This is a genomic window from Thalassobacter sp. (assembly GCF_982993085.1).
This window is the reverse complement of record NZ_CEZFMW010000065.1, coordinates 1-19,468: the sequence shown is the minus strand read 5'-3', so window position 1 is coordinate 19,468 and position 19,468 is coordinate 1. Positions and strand designations below refer to the sequence as shown.

The 19,468-nt window shown below is 59.8% G+C and carries 18 protein-coding genes; 9 read left to right on the top strand and 9 right to left on the bottom strand.

Annotated elements, in window-relative coordinates; genetic code table 11:
* Positions 1–867: acetyl-CoA carboxylase, carboxyltransferase subunit beta (accD, locus tag AC4GMC_RS11225; RefSeq protein WP_488093450.1), on the top strand; the 867-nt coding region annotated here is incomplete at its 5' end.
* 92 nt (positions 868–959) lie between these two features.
* Positions 960–2,246 (top strand): bifunctional folylpolyglutamate synthase/dihydrofolate synthase, encoded by a 1,287-nt coding sequence (locus AC4GMC_RS11220; RefSeq protein ID WP_487877403.1) that lies wholly within the window; start codon positions 960–962, stop codon positions 2,244–2,246.
* 9 nt (positions 2,247–2,255) lie between these two features.
* Here the strand turns inward: AC4GMC_RS11220 and zapE are convergent, their stop codons facing one another.
* A complete protein-coding gene (gene zapE, locus AC4GMC_RS11215; protein WP_487877394.1) occupies positions 2,256–3,329 on the bottom strand; it encodes a cell division protein ZapE in 1,074 nt (357 codons plus the stop codon).
* A 187-nt stretch (positions 3,330–3,516) separates the two neighbouring features.
* On the opposite strand from zapE, the gene AC4GMC_RS11210 reads away from it, so the two are divergent.
* Positions 3,517–4,767 carry an MFS transporter gene (locus tag AC4GMC_RS11210; RefSeq protein WP_487877395.1) on the top strand — a complete coding sequence of 417 codons (1,251 nt, stop codon included), beginning with the start codon at positions 3,517–3,519 and terminating at the stop codon, positions 4,765–4,767.
* Here the strand turns inward: AC4GMC_RS11210 and AC4GMC_RS11205 are convergent.
* The 5 genes from AC4GMC_RS11205 to AC4GMC_RS11185 form a co-directional block, all read right to left on the bottom strand.
* Positions 4,764–5,681 carry an alpha/beta fold hydrolase gene (locus AC4GMC_RS11205; RefSeq protein WP_487877396.1) on the bottom strand — a complete coding sequence of 306 codons (918 nt, stop codon included), beginning with the start codon at positions 5,679–5,681 and terminating at the stop codon, positions 4,764–4,766. The two genes, AC4GMC_RS11210 and AC4GMC_RS11205, sit on opposite strands and share 4 nt — an antisense overlap.
* A 9-nt stretch (positions 5,682–5,690) precedes the next feature.
* Positions 5,691–6,311, bottom strand: coding sequence for an HAD family hydrolase (locus AC4GMC_RS11200; protein WP_487877397.1), 621 nt, complete (start codon positions 6,309–6,311; stop codon positions 5,691–5,693).
* Entirely contained in the window at positions 6,308–7,135 is an 828-nt protein-coding gene (fghA, locus tag AC4GMC_RS11195; protein WP_487877398.1) for an S-formylglutathione hydrolase, read from the bottom strand. The genes AC4GMC_RS11200 and fghA overlap by 4 nt, the downstream gene beginning before the upstream one ends.
* A 63-nt stretch (positions 7,136–7,198) precedes the next feature.
* Complete coding sequence (locus AC4GMC_RS11190; RefSeq protein ID WP_487877399.1) at positions 7,199–7,513, bottom strand: hypothetical protein; 315 nt, start codon at positions 7,511–7,513, stop codon at positions 7,199–7,201.
* 89 nt (positions 7,514–7,602) lie between these two features.
* The gene (locus AC4GMC_RS11185) at positions 7,603–8,739 is read right to left on the bottom strand and encodes a HupE/UreJ family protein (protein WP_487877400.1); all 1,137 of its coding nucleotides are present in this window, start codon (positions 8,737–8,739) and stop codon (positions 7,603–7,605) included.
* 1 nt (position 8,740) lies between these two features.
* On the opposite strand from AC4GMC_RS11185, the gene AC4GMC_RS11180 reads away from it, so the two are divergent.
* The 6 genes from AC4GMC_RS11180 (at position 8,741) to AC4GMC_RS11155 (ending at position 14,730) form a co-directional block, all read left to right on the top strand.
* The gene (locus tag AC4GMC_RS11180; RefSeq protein ID WP_487877401.1) at positions 8,741–9,565 is read left to right on the top strand and encodes a DUF4198 domain-containing protein; all 825 of its coding nucleotides are present in this window, start codon (positions 8,741–8,743) and stop codon (positions 9,563–9,565) included.
* A gap of 50 nt (positions 9,566–9,615) precedes the next feature.
* Positions 9,616–10,221, top strand: coding sequence for a 3-isopropylmalate dehydratase small subunit (gene leuD, locus AC4GMC_RS11175; RefSeq protein ID WP_487879396.1), 606 nt, complete (start codon positions 9,616–9,618; stop codon positions 10,219–10,221).
* 319 nt (positions 10,222–10,540) lie between these two features.
* Positions 10,541–11,359 carry a hypothetical protein gene (locus tag AC4GMC_RS11170; protein ID WP_487877873.1) on the top strand — a complete coding sequence of 273 codons (819 nt, stop codon included), beginning with the start codon at positions 10,541–10,543 and terminating at the stop codon, positions 11,357–11,359.
* Positions 11,356–12,384: an endonuclease/exonuclease/phosphatase family protein gene (locus AC4GMC_RS11165; RefSeq protein ID WP_490367024.1), complete on the top strand. Its 1,029-nt coding sequence runs from the start codon at positions 11,356–11,358 to the stop codon at positions 12,382–12,384. Before AC4GMC_RS11170 ends, AC4GMC_RS11165 begins: the two co-directional genes overlap by 4 nt.
* An 82-nt stretch (positions 12,385–12,466) precedes the next feature.
* A complete protein-coding gene (leuB, locus tag AC4GMC_RS11160; protein WP_487877875.1) occupies positions 12,467–13,570 on the top strand; it encodes a 3-isopropylmalate dehydrogenase in 1,104 nt (367 codons plus the stop codon).
* A 188-nt stretch (positions 13,571–13,758) separates the two neighbouring features.
* Positions 13,759–14,730, top strand: a complete 972-nt coding sequence (locus AC4GMC_RS11155; RefSeq protein ID WP_487877876.1) for a DMT family transporter — start codon at positions 13,759–13,761, stop codon at positions 14,728–14,730.
* A 12-nt stretch (positions 14,731–14,742) separates the two neighbouring features.
* Here the strand turns inward: AC4GMC_RS11155 and AC4GMC_RS11150 are convergent, their stop codons facing one another.
* The 3 genes from AC4GMC_RS11150 to AC4GMC_RS11140 form a co-directional block, all read right to left on the bottom strand.
* A complete protein-coding gene (locus tag AC4GMC_RS11150) occupies positions 14,743–15,474 on the bottom strand; it encodes a hypothetical protein (protein WP_487877877.1) in 732 nt (243 codons plus the stop codon).
* 152 nt (positions 15,475–15,626) lie between these two features.
* A complete protein-coding gene (gene hisD / locus AC4GMC_RS11145; RefSeq protein WP_487877878.1) occupies positions 15,627–16,955 on the bottom strand; it encodes a histidinol dehydrogenase in 1,329 nt (442 codons plus the stop codon).
* A gap of 147 nt (positions 16,956–17,102) precedes the next feature.
* Entirely contained in the window at positions 17,103–19,427 is a 2,325-nt protein-coding gene (locus tag AC4GMC_RS11140) for a TRAP transporter permease (RefSeq protein WP_488082393.1), read from the bottom strand.
* Positions 19,428–19,468: the final 41 nt, after the last annotated feature.

Below are 19,468 nucleotides of genomic sequence, written 5' to 3'. Positions count from 1 at the left end.
TGGACCAAATGTGACGAATGCGGAACGATGCTGTTCCACCGCGAGCTGAGCGATAGCCAGAACGTTTGTTCGAACTGCAACAATCACATGCATATCTCGCCGCGCGACCGGTTTAGCGCGCTGTTTGATGGTGGCATTTTCACAGAGATTGAGGTCCCCGCCCCCGCGCATGACCCGCTGCAATTCCGCGACCAAAAGAAATATCCTGACCGATTGAAAGCCGCGCAAAAAGCCACGCTTGAGAATGAAGCGATGCTGATTGCCGAGGGTGAGATCTTTCGCACCCCTATCGTGGCTGCTGCTCAGGACTTTGGCTTTATGGCCGGATCGATGGGCATGTACGTCGGCAACGCGATTATCGCGGCCGCTGAACGCGCCGTCGCCACACGCAAGCCGCTTGTGCTGTTTTCGGCTGCAGGTGGCGCCCGGATGCAGGAAGGCATCTTGAGCCTTATGCAGATGCCGCGCACCACGGTCGCCATCCAAATGCTCAAAGAAGCGAACCTGCCCTACATCGTCGTTTTGACGCATCCGACCACCGGTGGTGTGACCGCATCCTACGCGATGCTAGGCGACGTCCAAATCGCTGAACCGGGCGCACTGATCTGCTTTGCCGGGCCGCGCGTAATCGAACAAACCATCCGCGAAACCCTGCCCGAAGGCTTCCAGCGGGCCGAATATCTGCTGGAACATGGGATGCTGGACCGGGTGACGCACCGCCAACACCTCAAGGAGGAATTGGCGACGATTATCCGTATGCTCACGGGCCTACCTGCATTGGTCAAAGGCGATCTGCCCAAACCCGATGAAACGCCTGCGGCCAGCTTGGCGGCAGACGCACCCTCGGACACTGCCGCCAAAAGCTAACCCACGCGCAGCGATCGGCGCGGGCCTTGGCCGCGCGGTGCCTGATCGCTGCCGCGCGTTACCATACCCTCTCGCTCAAAGGCCTGCACATCATGCCCGAAATGACCTCTGACGCATTGCTGGCGCGTATGATGACGCTCCACCCCAAGATCATCGACCTGACACTGGACCGCGTTTGGGATCTGTTGGAAAAGGTCGGCAACCCGCAAAACGCCCTGCCCCCCGTGATCCATATCGCGGGCACCAATGGCAAAGGCTCAACCCAGGCCATGTTCCGCGCCGGGATTGAGGGGGCGGGCATGACCGCGCATGCCTATACTTCACCCCACTTGGCGCGGTTCCATGAACGTATCCGGCTGGCAGGTGAACTGATCACCGAAGACGCCCTGACCCAAGTCCTCGATGCGTGCTACGATGCCCAGAACGGCACCCCAATCACGTATTTTGAAATCACAACGGTTGCCGCCCTCGTGGCGTTTGCCCGGACCCCCGCAGATTACACATTGCTCGAGGTCGGGCTTGGCGGGCGGTTGGACGCGACCAATGTCATCGACAACCCCGCGCTAACGGTCATCACGCCTGTGTCAATGGACCACGAGGGCTTTCTCGGTGACACGCTCGCCAAAATCGCCGCGGAAAAAGCGGGCATTATCAAGCGTGGCGTGCCTTGCATCGTCGGCCCCCAAGAGGATGACGCCCTCGAAGTGATCGAGGCCCGCGCCGCAGCCTTGGGCGCGCCATGCCTGATCTATGGCCAGCATTGGCACGTTTGGGAAGAACGCGGGCGGCTGATTTTCCAAGACGAACACGGGCTTTTGGATTTGCCGCTTCCGGCATTGATCGGCGCGCATCAGGTCCAAAACGCTGGCATCGTCATCGCGGGCCTGCGCCATCTGGCGCGCAGCGGGGCCACAGCGTTCGACGACGATGCGATGGAGGCGGCAGTACGCGACGCCACTTGGCCCGCCCGGATGCAACGCCTGCGCACTGGCCCGCTGGTGGAACTGGCGGGTGCGGCAGAGCTTTGGCTGGACGGTGGGCACAACCCCGCAGCGGGCCACGCATTGGCCGAGGCACTTACCCGGCTTCCGCCCAAGCCCCTGCACCTTATCTGTGGGATGCTCAACACCAAGGATGCCGCGGGCTACATGACGCCGCTACAGGCTGAGCATCTGCATGCGATTGCCGTCCCGGACGAAGCCGCGACCCTGACACCCGACCAAACCGTCGAAGCCGCAACCCGTGCGGGGCTCACAGCAACCACAGCCGCAGACGCCGCCAGCGCAATCCGTGAGATCATTGCCCACACGCCCGACGCTCGCATCCTGATCTGCGGCTCGCTTTATCTGGCGGGCTATATCCTGCGCGAAAACGGATAGCGGGCGGGACTACTGGCCCCAATCCGCGGCTTGCATCTCTCGCAGGCGGCTCGCGGTGCGTTCGAATTCAAATGTTCCCGCACCCTCGGCATACAGCATCTCGGGTTCGGCCGCAGCCGAGATAATCAGCTTGGTCCCCGCCTCATAAAGCGCATCGATCAGCGTGACGAACCGCTTGGCCTCGTTGAACCGCGTGCTATCCAACTGCGGCACATTCGTCAGGATCAAGACCCGCACTGCCTCTGCTAGGGCAAGGTAGTCGCCCGCTCCCAAAGGCCGGCCGCACAGTTCCATAAAATCGGCCTTGGCGACACCGCCCCAAAACGCAGGGATCTCAACCTCACGGCCCGTGACATGCAGGGTCAGCCCTTCGGATTGGCCGCCGGTCAGATCATCCCAAATTGATTGCACCTGCGCACGCGTATCTGCCCCCAAGGGCGCGAAATACACTGGCGAACCCACCAGCCTATTCTGCCGATAATCCTTAGAGGAGATAAGCTCATGAACGATCAATCGGGTTTCTAGCTGGCGGATGAACGGCACAAATAGGCTTCGGTTCAAGCCGTCTTTGTACAGGTCATTCGGCACCCGGTTGGATGTCGTCACAATGAACACGCCGCGCGCGAATAATTGTTCAAACAAGCGACCCACGATCATCGCATCGGTAATATCCGTGATCTGCATCTCATCGAAACACAGCACCCGCGCTTGGGTCGCGATGCCCTCGGCCACAGGAACAATCGCATCCTCAACCCCGTTCTTGCGGGCGGCGGTCATGGCGCGATGGACCTCTTGCATAAAGGCATGAAAATGGACGCGCCGCGCGGGCACATCCAGCGCCTGATAAAACAAATCCATCAACATGGATTTGCCGCGCCCAACACCGCCCCACATGTATAGGCCAAGGGGCCCCTCACTTGGCTTTTTCTTGGCAAATATGCCAAACAGCGCCTTTTTCTCGGGCTTGGCGATCCGCAGACGCAAATCCTCTAGGGCTGCAACGGCCAGCCGTTGTGCAGGGTCCGGTCGCAAGCTGCCTTCAGCAACTTTGGCATCGTATATGGCGGTCAATGGATCAGACATATGGTTTACGTAGCCTGCGCGCGCCGGGAACAAAAGATACCCCGGCCCGCGCACCTTGCCGCAGCAAGCACCTTGATTGATGCAGACGCCCACTTAAAAATAATTTACGTCGGTTCAAGAAATCCATGTTTGACCGCCACACAAATTCACCCCACGTTGCGCCAAACTTCAGCCCGCCGGAGCCGTCATGCAAGCCACCCGTACCTCTTTGATTTCTCCTGTGCTGATTGCGGGTTCGATTATTTTGATGATGGGGTTCGCGATCCGCGCGTCTTTTGGGGTGTTCCAGCTGCCGATTGCCAATGAATTTGGCTGGTTGCGGGCCGAATTCTCCCTTGCGATTGCCATTCAAAACTTGGCCTGGGGGATCGGACAGCCCATCTTTGGCGCCATCGCCGAACGGTTTGGTGACAAAAAGGCCATCGTTCTGGGTGCGTTGTTCTATGCCGCAGGTCTGGTTCTGTCGTCCTTTGCCGTCACCCCCGAAGCGCACCAAGTGCTCGAAATCCTTGTGGGCTTTGGCATTGCGGGCACTGGGTTTGGTGTGATCCTGGCGGTTGTGGGCCGCGCCGCCAGTGATGAGCATCGCTCTATGGCGTTGGGCATTGCGACGGCTGCGGGCTCAGCCGGTCAGGTGATTGGCGCGCCCTTGGCAGAATACCTGCTAGGCAGTTTCGCGTGGCAAGAGGTGTTCGTGATCTTTGCGGGCCTCATCCTTTTGACCCTGTTCGCGTTGCCGATGATGCGGTCGGTTCAGCCCCCCGCCACTCGCGCCGAGCTAGAGCAATCCATGGGCGAAGTCCTGCGCGGCGCCATTAAGGACAAATCGTTCATCCTGATTTTCGTGGGTTTTTTCAGCTGCGGATATCAATTGGCCTTCATCACCGCCCACTTTCCCGCAATGATCACAGAAATCTGCGGCCCGATTGATCCAAACAGCGTGCTATGGTCCTTTGGGATCACCACGACCTCGGCGCTGGGGGCGATGGCCATTGCGATGATCGGGCTGTCCAACATCGCGGGCACAATTTACGCAGGCTATCTGGGCAAGCACTATAGCCGCAAATACCTGCTCGCGGCGATCTACACGGGCCGCACCATCGCGGCTGCGGCATTCATCATGCTGCCGATCACGCCACTGTCGGTCATCGTTTTCTCGCTTGTGATGGGCGCCTTGTGGCTGGCCACTGTGCCGCTGACCTCTGGTCTGGTGGGCCACATCTACGGGATGCGTTATATGGGCACGCTTTACGGGCTGGTGTTCTTTAGCCACCAATTGGGCGGGTTCTTGGGGGTCTATCTGGGCGGCGCGCTTTATGATGCCTATGGCACCTACACCATCGTTTGGTGGGTCGGCGTCGGAGTGGGCGCGGTATCTGCGCTGGTGCACCTGCCGATCAAGGAAGCCCCGCTTGCGGCCCGCACCGCCGCGGCCTAGTCCAACAACAGCAGCCGCAACACCTGAGAGCTGTGACCAGAGGGCAGGTCATGGCCTGCCCCTTCGATCACGTCTTGGCGCGCGGATTGGTTTGCCTGCGCAAGGCGGTCCATCGCCCGCAGCGGGATGACCGTGTCAGCTGCCCCCCAAATCGCCGTCACCGGCAGGCCCGACTGCGCCAGCTCGGCGTGCGTCGCTGCCTGATCCACCGACAGCATATGGCGTTGGCTCGACAGGACCGAACGCATATAGCCGCGCCCCTTTGTTTCGGCCTGAATACGGGCAGTTAGATCCCGCACCGCGCCAACAGTGTCCGGTTCACGGCGCGCGTCACGCCGAAAAACCCAGCCACCAAAGGTCGCAAACACCCAGTCGCCCAACACAGGCGCCGCAGCGCACAGCTCTGAGAACCGGCCTAAGTCATGACCCAACCCGCCCGGCGCCAACAGCATCAGCCGCTGGACCCGCGCCCTATGCGCCTGCGTCAGCGCCGCGGCGATCGCCCCGCCCATGGAATACCCCAAGACCGTCACCGGTGAGTTGATCTGAAGGGCGTTCAGCAATTCAATCGCCTGCCCCGTGAACCGGCGTACGTCATAGGCCCCCTTGGGCCGATCCGAAAACCCCCGTCCATAAAGATCATAGCGCAGCACACGGTAGCCCTGTGCGACCAGCCCCGGCACCAGCCCATCAAACACAAACGATGGCGTCGTCAGCCCGTGGATGCACAGGATGACCGGGCCATCCTCTGGCCCCTCAAACTGGTAGTGGGTCACACCCTCCGACAGGCCAACAAATTGCCCCGGCGCTACGTTGCGCGCAGCCCCATCCATGGGCCGTTCCGTACTCCAAACAACCGCGCGCGCCGCAGCGCCCAGCGCCCCAATCGTCAAAAGAGCCCAGACAACGTCCATCAGGTCGCCCTAAGGCGTGGCCTCTTGGGGTGTTAAAAGCCCCTCGGCAATCAAGCGATCTGCCCAGCCTTGCGGCCCCTCAAACTGATGCGTCTGCCACCCGCGCGATGCAGCGGCCTCAATGTTGTCGGCCCGGTCATCAGTGAACAACAAACGTTCAGGCGCGACGCCGCAATCTTGTTCCAGCATCTCATAGATGCGGGCCGCGGGTTTGATCACGCCCATACGCCCCGACACGTAGTCGCGGTCAAATTCGCTCAGGAAACTGTAGAACGTAACCGCGTAGTCAAACGTCTCAATCCCAAAGTTCGTGAGCGAGAAAACAGGCACGCCCTTGCGGCGCAGCGCACGCATCAGGTGCACAGAATGCGGGATCACCGGCGCGGCAAGCTGGATCCAATTGTCATGCCAATCACGAATTTCCACGGCAAACTCTGGATATTGCGCCTCTGTGTCCTTGAGGACGACGTGAAAATTCTCACCCCCATCCACACGATCGTTCATGGCGTGCAGATCAACGGAAGCAAACAAATCGCGACGGCGCGCCTCACCGTAGTGGCGGTCAAAATGGCGCTCTGGCTGCCATTCGATCAGAACATTACCGATATCAAAAACAACCGCGTCGATCATGCGTATAGGGCCTCGGAGTGGAAGGTCATGTGGTCTTCCATAAAGGAAGAGACGAAGAAATAACTGTGGTCATAGCCCTTTTGCAGGCGCAACGTGGCCTCGGCGCGGCGTGTGGCCACAGCGCTGGCCAGCGCCTCAGTCTTGAGCAAATCGCCGAACTGGTCAGCGGTGCCCGTGTCGATCAACAACGGCACATCCAGCCCATCAGTGCGCATCAGGTGGCTGGCGTCATGGGCCTCAAAATCGGCGTTTTCACCCAGATACGCACCCAATTGCTTTTGGCCCCAATCACTGGCCGCAGGGTTACAGATCGGCGCAAATGCCGATACTGAGCGGAAACGCCCGGGGTGTTTCATCGCAAGCGTCAGCGCACCGTGCCCGCCCATGGAATGACCAGTAATCGCTTGGGCGTTCGGGTCCAGGGCAAAGGCATCGAAAACTGTGCTGGGCAGGTCCTGCACGATGTAGCTTTCCATGGCGAAATGCGGGGCCCACGGGGCCTCGGTTGCATCGACATAAAAGCCCGCGCCCTGCCCCAGATCATACGCCGCATCATTGGCCACATCGGCCCCGCGCGGCGAGGTATCGGGAAAGATCAAGGCAATGCCCTGTTCCGCGGCCCAGCCCTGCGCACCGGCCTTTTCCATTGCATTGGCGTGGGTGCAGGTCAGCCCAGAAAGGTACCACAACACAGGCACCGGACCATCTGACGCCTCAGCAGGCAAAAACAGCCCAAACGTCATATCCGTGCCCGTCACCTTGGAACGATGGCCATAGACCCCCTGAACACCCCCAAAGCAGCGATTTTCGCTGATGATTTCCATGCTGTTGTCCCCATGCGTGCTGCGTTGGCGCCAGCATAGGCACGTGCGCCGCACAGGCAAGCGCTAGAAGCGACGCGTCGCGTTCGGATTGGGACGTGTCTGCGCGGCTTCCACCTGTTTGACGAAACGGGCAAGCGTAGCCCCCACAGCCGCAGTCTCTTGGCGAAGCGCGTTCAAGTCACGCTGAACCGCATCCAGCACAAAGGCGATCCACGCCGCAAACCACAACGCCAATCCGGGCAAAATAGCGGTGCCAACGGCCTGCGCCCCTTGCGCCGAAATCCAACCCGCCTCTGGGATCGTAAGTAGCGAAAAGGCTCCGAGGCCAAGGGCAATCCCACCCAAAAGGCTTAAGATCAGGCCAAACAAACGTCCCATGCGCCGCTCCGTTGTTGGTGCGGCTCTGACCACACAGTTGATGGGCCCGGCGGGACGGGTGCGCCCGCCCCACAACAGGTTAAGTTGGATTAGGCAAGGAACGTCCGCTCAAACGCCCACCAAAGCCCGACAACGGCAATCGCCGCAGACATGGGCACCACGACGTATGGGCGGTACCACGCCCTGCGCCCAGCCCACATACCAACGGCCAAAAAGGCCACGGCAATCACCGCAATCTGGCCCAATTCAACGCCCACATTGAATGCGATCAGCGACACGATGAACTGCCCGTCGTTCAAGCCAAAATCGCCCAGCACCGAGGCAAAGCCTAATCCGTGCAACAGGCCAAATCCGAACACAACCGCGATGCGGCTCCACCCGATGGTGCGGTCTTGTTTGTGAAAGATGTTTTCAATCGCGACATAGGCGATCGAGGCGGCGATCAGCGGCTCAACAATGGCAGGTGAGACAGTTACAACACCCAAAGTGGCCATCGCCAACGTGATTGTGTGAGCCAGCGTAAAGGCCGAAACCTGCCAAAGCAAAGGCCGCCACGCGAGTGAGAAAAAGAACAAGCCAAGCACAAACAAGATGTGATCGATACCCAACGGAATGATGTGCTCAAACCCCGAGATTACGTATTTTGTCACAACGTCAGCGGTGCTTTGAGCGGCGATTTCACCACGGGGCAACGGGTCACTGACCGCGCCCCCCTGCAAGAACGCGCTGTAGGACGCGCCATCCGCTTGTTGGCGCACCGCAACACTGCCCAGTTCCGCCGCGAGCCCGAACACCACGGGCGCATCGCCCGCGGGCAATGGCGCCACCAGTGTTAAAACGGTATCGCGCGGCAGGTCGGTATCGCCCGTTTCTGGGATGGTAACGGCCGTCACATCAGGGGTCAGGGGGGCATCGCCTGCACGCATCAAGATGCTCTGGGCAATCGTCGGCCATGCTGCGTCAAACTCGGCGCGCAGGGCGACTGGGTCCAATGCGCGCAACGCATCGTTCTGGTCCGACAGCGCGCTTTCATCCGTGTCCTCGACTGCACCAAGGTCAATACCCGCTAGAACCGGCTCTAACATGATCGTCAATTGCACGGTCACGTCATCTTGTGCCACGGTGATGTCGGCGACGCTGGGGCGTACCTCATGCGCGCTCGCAGCCGCTGACAGCCCCATCACAAGCGTCACCATGGTTAATATCGAAGTTAGGACCCGGCCCATTATGTTTCCCCTCAAATCGCTGTTGCCCGCAGTTTGCGCGTTTATGTGTGCCACACAAGTCTTGGTTTCGAGCGCAGCACAGGCACATGAGTTCTGGATCGAACCACTAGCCTATCAAATCGCGCCCGGTGATACCGCACTTGCCGCGTTCCACGTAGGCCAAGAATTCAAAGGGCCCACGTTTATCTATGTGCCCCGCCGCTCGGTTCGATTTGAACAAGTCGCAGGTGGCGCGCAGGCCGAGGTCGCCGCAACCGTGGGCGACAACCCGGCATTTCAACTCTCGGGCGCCCCAGAGGGCCTGTTGATCGTTGCGCACGAAGCCGCTGAACAAACGCTGGCGTATAAAACTTGGGACAAGTTTCAGAAGTTCATTGATCACAAAGACTTCGGTGATGTCCGAAGCGCTCATGAAGCGCGTGGCCTACCCCAAGAGGGGTTCCGTGAGGGCTATAGCCGCTACGCCAAGGCCCTGATCGGGGTGGGTGACGGCGCCGGTAGGGACCAAATATTTGGCCTACGGACCGAGATTATCGCCCTCGCCAACCCCTACACCGATGACCTATCGAACGGCCTGCCGGTGTTGGTCATGCTCAAAGGCGGCCCGCGTCAGAACGCACAAGTTGAACTGTTTGAAAAAGCCCCAGACGACACAGTCACGATCACCTTGCACCGCACGAATGCGGACGGGGTCGCGGTCCTGCCGGTGCGCGCCGGATATCGCTACCTTGTGGACGCCGTCACCTTAGAACCGCGCGATCCCGCCGAGGCCCCCGGCGTGGCGTATCATTCACTTTGGGCCGCACTCACCTTCGCCGTGCCCTGATCTTGCGCCCGCTTGCGCAGGGCGCTACAGGTGCCCCAAAGGAGAACCCCATGGACAAGTTTGAAACGCTCACGGGCGTCGCCGCCCCCCTGCCCCTGATCAACATCGACACCGATATGATCATTCCCAAGCAGTTCCTGAAAACAATCAAGCGGTCCGGCCTTGGCGTGAACCTCTTTGATGAGATGCGCTTTGACGATGACGGCAAAGAAATCCCTGATTTCGTGCTGAACCAGCCCGCGTATCGCAACGCTGAGATCATCGTCGCCGGTGATAACTTTGGCTGCGGCTCATCACGCGAACACGCCCCTTGGGCGCTGCTCGATTTCGGCATCCGCGCCGTTATCGCGCCAAGCTTTGCCGACATCTTCTATAACAACTGCTTCAAAAATGGCATCCTGCCCATCGCGCTGCCCCAAGAGCAGGTCGATGTGATCATGGAAGAGGCCCAGAAAGGCGAAAACGCGCGCATCACGGTTAACCTCGAAGAGCAGACCGTGACCATCACCGACGGCACCGCCTTTGCCTTTGAAGTCGATAGCTTCAAAAAGCACTGCCTGCTCGAAGGCCTTGATGACATCGGCTTGACGATGGAAAAAGCCGCGTCGATCGACGCCTTTGAGACACAGGCATCACAAGCCCGCCCGTGGGTTTAACATCGCGTTAAAAACACTCTGCGAAGTGTGACTCAAAAGACTCACTTTTCGACACAAGATATAGGCCCGTGCTCACCGCGCGGGCCTAAGTCTTTGGTAAACCCGTTAAAAACGCACCCTCAAGAAAAATGACGAAATAAAAAGATTCTGCTGTGAGTCCAGATGCTTGCGCGGCAGCCTTAATTTAGGCAAAGTGATGGCATAAATAAGGCAGCCCGCCGCAAAGGTGGGTTTCAACTTGGGACAAGGACAAGGCACGTACCGCGTCCGTCCAAATTGAGGTAATGAGGCAGTGATTTCGCAGCTCACAGGCGCGTTCATGCGTGCTATTTTGGTGGCTCTTCTTGTAGCGACCCCGTCACTTCTGTTGCCCGGACTGGGGCAAGAGATCACGCAAATCGTAGCATTGCTCGCGATTTTTGCGGCGTTTTTCGTGTTTGTAGAATACGCCGCGACCTACCCCGGCTTGGTAGAATTCCGCGATGCACCACCCTACAATCGCGTGCGGTTCTTGATGCTTTTCGCGACGCTGTTTTTGATCACCGTTGCCTGCCGCGGCCAGTATGATCCCACCCCGCTGGCCGAATTCGTGAACGCAATTGGCCTATTGCTGGGCCACAGCGTCGACTTTCCCTATAGTCCGCTGAGCATCGTGATGGACGCCCTGCCCCGTGGCACCACGGCTGAGCAAGCACAGATGGTGCGGATCGCAGCCGGACTGGCTTATTTGGTGGCTTTGGTCTCGCTCACACTCTTTGCAATCTTGATCCGGTTGCGCAGCTGGCCGTCTCCCACGGGCAGTTTCAACGTATGGATCAACCTGCCCACCTTTGACCCAACCGCCGGTACCGACGTGGTCAAACGGTTGAACCGTGACGCGCGCGTTAACATTATCTTAGGGTTTGTGCTCCCATACACCACACCACCCCTTGCGGCTTTCATCGCCGCAAATCACAACCTTTCGATGTTTTCCAACGACCTAACACTCGTCTGGACAGTCACTTTATGGGCCTTCTTGCCAGCCTCCTTGTTTATGCGCGGCATCGCCATGCACCGCTTGTCCGACATGATCGACGCAAAGCGCAAACGCCTCGTGGACGCCAGCATCGATCATGGCGACGGCTTGCACGCTTTCTGATCTACGCACTGCTGGCCGCACCTGCGGCCGGTGCCGATACCCTCAAAATCGCTTGGATGGACACAGGCCTGACCCGCAAAGGGCCGGGATTGATGCTGCGCACCCTCACGGACCGCCCTGATGATCAATCCACCGCCGCTATTGCCGTTCTGGCATCGGCCACCGCCGATATTCTTGTCCTAAGCGGCGTTGATCACGACTACGGCCTGCACGGCGTGCGCGCATTGCAGGACCGCTTGGCAGAGGCGGGCCACACATACCACCATATCGCTGCGATTTCGCCCATGTCAGGCAAAGCATCTGGCGTGGATATCGACGGTGATGGCCGTCTGAATGAACCCGAAGACGCCCTCGGTTATGGCTGGTTTAGCGGTGAAAATGGGTTGGCAATCCTGTCCAAGCTCCCGTTAGGCGAGGTCGAGGATATGGGGCGCGTGCTGTGGGCCGATGTGCCCGGATCCGCCGCCCGTGAGGTCCTATCTGCCGCCGCGGCAGACGTGGTGCCACTGGCCTCAACGGCGCACTGGCGGGTCCCGGTCATGGCACAAGGCGGCACGTTTGACCTATTGGCCATGGCCGCAACGCCGCCCGTGTTTGATGGCCCCGAGGATCGTAATGGCCTACGCAACCGTGACCAACTTTTGTTTTGGGCCAATGCCTTGTCCGACGGCGCCTTTACCGCGCCGATCATCGCGGGCCGCTTTAATCTTGACCCCGTGGACGGCGAAGGCCACCGCCCGGCCCTGCTCGCGCTCCTGCAACACCCCCGCCTCCAAGACCCCGCGCCCACCAGCCCCGGCGGCGCGGTCTTTGACAGCGACATCCCAAACACTGGTCCCCCCGCGCAGGACACCGCCGCGTGGCAAAAACCGCCCGGCCCCCTGCGCGTTGACTACATCCTGCCAAGCCGCGACTGGACCATCATCGGCAGCGGTGTCCTATGGCCTGCCCCGGATGACCCCTTTGCCGCCACGGTCGAGCAAGCAGGCGCTGACCGTTTGGTGTGGGTGACCGTCACGCGCTAACAGATGCCGCCCATTCTTGACCCCAGGGCAGACCTCCGCTACCCACCGCTGCGATATATAACGCAGTGCAAGGAGCGCCCGCATGTCCAACCCTTCCCTCCTGATTTTGCCCGGTGACGGGATTGGTGCCGAGGTCATGGCCGAAGTGCAGCGCGTCATCGGCTGGTTCGGGGACAAACGCGGGCTGGCATTCGACGTCAGCGAAGACCTTGTGGGCGGTGCGGCCTATGACGCGCACGGCACGCCCCTGCATGACGACACAATGGCCCACGCCCAAGAAGTCGACGCAGTCCTTCTGGGCGCTGTCGGCGGCCCCAAATACGACGATCTCGATTTCTCCGTAAAGCCAGAGCGCGGCCTCCTGCGCCTGCGCAAGGAAATGGACCTGTTCGCCAACCTGCGCCCCGCGCAGTGTTTTGATGCGCTCGCAGATTTCTCCTCGCTGAAAAAGGACATCGTTGCCGGGCTCGACATCATGATCGTGCGCGAACTGACCTCTGGTTCCTACTTTGGTGAGCCGCGGGGCATCTTTGAAGAAGACGGCCAGCGCGTGGGCATCAACACCCAACGCTACACCGAGGCTGAGATCGACCGTGTCGCACGTTCCGCGTTTGAGCTGGCCCGCCGCCGCAACGGCAAGGTCTGCTCGATGGAAAAAGCCAACGTGATGGAATCGGGCATCCTGTGGCGCGAAGTCGTCACGGCCGTCCACAAAGATTACGCCGATGTTGAGTTGAGCCACATGTACGCCGACAACGGCGCGATGCAGCTGGTGCGTGCGCCCAAACAATTCGACGTCATCCTGACCGACAACCTGTTTGGCGACATCCTGTCCGACTGTGCCGCGATGTTGACCGGTTCGCTCGGTATGCTGCCCTCGGCCTCATTGGGTGCACCCATGGAAAATGGTCGCCCCAAAGCGCTGTATGAGCCCGTCCACGGCTCCGCGCCCGACATCATGGGCCAAGGCAAAGCCAACCCCATCGCCTGTATCCTCAGCTTCGCAATGGCGCTGCGGTACTCCTTCGACCAAGGTACCGAGGCTGCGCGCCTTGAGACCGCGATCGAAGGCGTCTTGGCCGATGGCGTCCGCACCGGCGACCTGTTGGGTGACGCAAACACAACGGCTGTCTCCACATCCGGCATGACAGACGCGATCTTGGCAAAACTCGACGCCTCGCTCTAAGCACCGCGTGCCGCTCTCGGGCGGCGCCGAACGCTCCAAAAATTATGCGCAAAGGCCCATCCGCCTTTGCGCATTTTTTTATGGTCCACCTGCGCCTCCAAAGCGCGATTGAAAATCAAGCCTTGCCGAAAACCGACCACGGGCGCAGGAATAGCGGGACCCCAAATCCAAACACCCAAAGCTCTGATATGTCGTCTACACCTTCTTCTAACTTGTCTGGGCTTTTGCTGGGCCTCGCCGCATTCGGCGTCTTTGCCACCCACGATATCGCGGTCAAAGCACTTGGTGGCGCCTACGCGCCCTTTCAGATCGTGTTCTTTAGCGTGCTGTTAGGCTTTCCACTTGTGACAGTGATGTTGCTGCGGGATGCGACCACGGCGAACCTACGGCCCAATCGCCCATGGTGGAGCGGGCTGCGCACAGCAGCGGCGGTTATCACCGGGATCTCAGCCTTTTACGCGTTCTCGGTCCTGCCGCTGGCGCAGACCTACGCGCTGCTGTTTGCGACACCGCTGATCATCACCCTTTTGGCCGTTCCCATCCTTGGCGAAACCGTGGGCTGGCGGCGGGGCATGGCCGTGATCGTCGGCCTTGTGGGCGTTATGGTGGTGCTGCAACCGGGGGCGACGGACTTCACCCTTGGGCACGTCGCGGGGCTGACGGCGGCGGGTGCGGGCGCCTTGGCTTCTGTCATTGTGCGTAAAATCGGGCGCGAAGAACGCTCTGCCGTTTTGATGCTCTATCCGATGGTGGCCAATGTGGTCGTGATGGGCGCGATTTTGCCGTTCTTTTACAAACCTATGCCGCTGCAAGATTTCGGCTTGGTCGTGGTGGTTGCTGTGTTTGGGTTTGTGGCGACGCTCTGCTTAATCGGCGCATACCGCCGGGCCGATGCCGCCCTCGTGGCGCCTATGCAATACTCCCAGATCATCTGGGCCGCGGTCTATGGCTGGCTGTTCTTCGATGAAGCGATCAACGGCGCAACCATCCTTGGCGTTGCCATCATCATCGCCAGCGGTCTCTACATTGTCCTGCGTGAGGCGCGCGGCGGCGGGTCCGCCACGACACCGGTACTCCGCACACGCTCGCGGCCGGAAACGGGCACAGCCCCGCGCGTCAGCCCAATGCTGACCCAAGCCGAAAAGGACGCCAGCCTATAGCAGGACCACGGGTTATGGAGCCTCCTTAGGGAGCGGCGACACCGATGTCACCTTGGCCGCGTCCAGCAAACAATTTTCCAACAAAGCCAAATATTGGTTGAGGCGGACAAAATCGATCTCGGTGCGCGCTTCATCATTTCCCTCGCGGCCAGCAGCTTTTAGCGCATCTTCATTGCCACCGACACCCGCCAGCAGATCGTCGCGAATGGTGGCAAAGTCAGCCACGTCGCGTACCAACGCCTCGCGCGTGATGATCCGGATTTCCTCAATCGCACCGTAGGTCGCGGCGCGGGCCATGCCCTTGGTCGGACCTGTCGAACGCGCCATCAAATAGCGCCCCATGTTTGCAGTCGTCGCCACGCAATTCATACGCTTCGCAGCGATATAGATACCCTTGATAGTATCCTGCGACACCGTACGCGTCGCCACAGAGGTGCTGGCAACCCCAAGCAGGCCACGGTTCGCTAGCGCCATATCAGACGCGCTGCCCACCGCTCCAACGACAAAACTGCCTGCTGCCAGATACGTGAGAACGGCGGCCACATTTTGCCCCTCGGTCGCGGCACGAGCCGCCTGCCTGTAGGCCACCGAAAGCGCGTCACTGTGGGACGCCAGAGTTTTCAGATAACTTGTTGAGGTGACCGGACTGCTGCGCAGCACCGCAGCCTCTTCCTTCAATAGGCTGTGCTCTGCGCAACCTGCCCCCAAAACACACAACACAACGGCGACTGTCCAACCCCGCATTCGACCCTCCAGACTCATTGACCAACAACGGAGAGCACGCTAGCAGGCAGCATTAACTTTTGGGGGTATGGTTTTCCCTACCTAGGTTTCCGCCACAAAACACAACAGGACCGCCCGAGGGCGATCCTGGCGTTCAGATTGGCAGCCTTTCGTTAGGCTTTTTCGGTCGGCAAGCGCGCGGCCTCTGCGTAGGGCACATTTACCCCGCCATAGCGCCGCACACGCAGGTTGCATTGCTCTGCGTGACCCGCGAACCCTTCAAGCATACACAGTCGTGAGCCATAGGCCCCGATCTGCGCCGCAGCCTCATCGGTCGTGACCTTTTGATAGCTGTGTGTCTTGAGGAACTTACCCACCCAAAGTCCGCCCGTATACCGACCCGCTTTCTTGGTGGGTAGCGTGTGGTTCGTGCCGATAACCTTGTCGCCATTGGCCACGTTGGTACGCGGACCCAAGAACAGCGCCCCGTAACAGGTCATATGCTCAAGGAACCAATCGTCACGGTCCGTCATCACCTGAACATGCTCCGACGCGATATCATCCGCCACAGCCAGCATCTCATCATAGGTGTCGCACACGATCACCTCACCATAGTCGCACCAACTGATCGAAGCCGTATCCGCCGTGGGCAAGATTTCTAGCAGCCGGTCAATCTCCCGCAGGGTGTCCTCTGCCAGCTTGCGCGAATTCGTGACCAAAACGGCCGGAGAATTATAGCCATGCTCGGCCTGCCCCAACAAATCCGTCGCGCACATTTCCGCGTCGACCGTGTCATCGGCAATCACCATTGTTTCGGTCGGACCTGCAAACAGATCAATGCCAACGCGTCCAAACAATTGACGCTTGGCCTCGGCGACAAAGGCGTTGCCGGGGCCGACCAACAGGTGCACGGGGTCGATTGTCTCTGTCCCGATTGCCATTGCACCCACGGCCTGAATACCGCCCAAAACATAGATCTCATGCGCGCCGCCCATATGCATCGCCGCAATCACAGCGGGGTTCGGCACGCCATTAAAGGGCGGTGTGCAGGCGATGATCCGGGGCACGCCCGCCACGCTGGCCGTTGCCACCGACATATGCGCCGAAGCAACCATCGGGAACTTGCCGCCCGGAACATAACAGCCCACGGATTGCACTGGGATGTTCTTGTGACCCAAGATCACGCCGGGCATCGTTTCGACCTCAACATCCAACATGCTGTCGCGTTGCACTTGGGCAAAGGCACGCACCTGATCCTGCGCAAACTTGATGTCCGCCATATCCTCTGGTGAGACTTGGGCGATGATCGCCTCAATCTCAGCCTCGCTCAGCCGATAGCTTTCGCGATCAAAGCCGTCGAATTTGTTGGCCAACTCGCGCACAGCCGTGTCGCCGCACGCCTCAATATCACGCAGTGTGGCGGCCACGATTTCGGCGGTTTTGGCGTCATCATCGGCGCGAACATCATCCGAAATACCGCGTTTAAGGTAAGTGATCGTCATGGGCTTGGCTCCGTTTTGCAAATCGCAATTGCATACCTATGCAACGCTAATCCAAGCGCGCGGGCCAAGCAAGCCATAGACAAACGAAAAAAACCCGACGCAAGGCCGGGGTTTTTCCACTGTTTCGTAAGGACTTTTGCTTACCGCTTAGTCTGCGCCGTGCACCGTGATTTGTGCGTCTGAGGGTGGGTTAAAAACCTTTTGCACCGCAAAGATCGCCCCCGTCAGAACCACACCGATGACATCCGTAACCCAGCTGCCTTCAATCATGAACAACGCCGCAAGGATCAGAGCCGCGCGGATAAACCACGCCACACGGGCCCCCGCGAACCAGCCCTGCACACCAGAGCTCAGCAGGAACACCCCAAACACCGCCGTGACACCCGCAAGGCCCACTTCGAACCATGTGCCATCCATCAAGATGGCCGAGTTGTAGAAGAACATGAACGGCACGATGAACGCGGCGATACCAATCTTGAACGACGCCACCGAGGTCTCCATCGGGTTGGCCCCCGATATGCCCGCCGCCGCATAACTGGCCAGCGCCACAGGCGGCGTAATGGCCGAGACAACCGCAAAATAGAACACAAAGAAGTGCGCCGTCAGCTGCGGGATACCCAGTTGCACCAGACCCGGTGCCACAACACTTGCCGCAACCGCATAGGCCGCCGTTGTTGGCATCCCCATGCCCAGCAAGATCGCGATACACATCGCAAAGAACAATGCCAGCAGTTGCGACACACCTGCAAGGTTCAGCAGCACGCTAGAGAACCGCGCCCCCACACCCGTTAGCGAAATCACCCCCACGATGATACCCGCACAGGCACAGACCGCGATGATCTGGATCGACATCACACCAGCCAGTTCCAGCCCCTTGAGCATACCGCTCAGGCCAAGGCCCTGTCGTTCTGTTTTGCCCGCCATCTCGATGTAAGTGACATAGACAAACGTGACCGCCACAAGCGCCGAGATAATCAGCGACAGGTTGGTGATCAACGCGGGCGATGGCGCACCGGGCTCAGCCGGCGTGATGGTCACATAGGCCACCGTGAGGATCACCGTCAGAACCGCAATCGCCAGAACCAACAAACGCTGCAACGTGAACCCGGCCTGCTTGAGCGAGAAATGCTCAGGCGTGGCCCAGCTGACGACAACGGCCGCAACCGTGGCCAAAGTCCCCGCCCGGATCACCGAATACCCCATAAACAGCGCGACAATCAAAATGATGATCGGCAAAAACAGGAACACACGGCGCACCATCGCGCGGAACTTGGGCAGCTCATCTTCGCGCATGCCGCGCATACCCAGTTTGGCTGCTTCGAAATCGACCATAAAGTAGATCGATGCGAAATAGAGGATCGCCGGGATAATCGCCGCAATGGCGATGTCGGTGTATGGGATGCCTGTGATCTCGGCCATGATGAAGGCGCCTGCCCCCATGATCGGCGGCATGATCTGCCCCCCAGTAGAGGCCGCGGCTTCAACCGCGCCGGCGGTTTTCTTGTGGTAGCCAACCTTTTTCATCAGTGGGATCGTCAGCGAACCTGTCGCCACCACGTTGCCCGCCGATGTCCCGTTGATCATACCCATCAGGCCCGACGCAAAAATCGCCACTTTGGCCGGACCACCCCGTGCACGCCCTGCGGCGGCAAAGGCAAAGTTCACAAAGTAATCACCCACTTTGGACGCCTGTAGGAACGCCGCAAAAATGATAAACAGGATGATATAGGTCGAGGACACAGCCGTGGTTGGTCCTAGGATCCCGGCGTCGGTATAAACTTGGCTAAAGAACCGCGTCCACGCGATATCCGGCGCGTTCAAGAACCCCGGCAGCATTTCCCCGGTGAACACATACACCAAAAACACGCCCGAAATGATGATTAGCGCAAGGCCCGCAACCCGGCGCGTCAGCTCCATGATCAGGGCCACGCCCGCAACCGCCGCCAGCGAAATCCCGATGGGCGCAAAGGGCGTGCCGGTCGAGTTGCGCATCAACGTGCCGTAGATCGTGATGAAATAGGTCGCCGCTGCGATACCACACAGGCCCAGCAACAGGTCGGCGGGCACGATCTGGCCACGCGCCCGGGTCCGGACCCAGCCGATCACAATGCCACCCGCCGTCGCGGCCAGCAAAGGCACCCCAAAGTGCCAGATCTCACGGGACTTGATGCCCGGATCAATCCCGTTCCAAGCGACACCACCCGCAATGTCAGAGGCAAAGCCCAACGCTGTCCACAGCGCATAAAACGCGGGCAACATCAGGGCATAAGCCGCGTAGTCCAGCACCGAGTGACCCGACGCCTCAGCGTCGTCATCGGGGAAAGAGCGGCCGGAAAAAAGGATAAAGCCAAGGATCAACGCGCCTGCAATGTGCACAATGCGGAAATTCCATGTCTCTAGGGGAAAGGACGGCAGCAGCGGGATCGTGATCCCGGTCCAAGCTGCGATCGACACGCCGTTCAGCGCGGCCATGTGGAAGCCCGCATAAAACGCGGAAAGAGCCGCGACCAGAA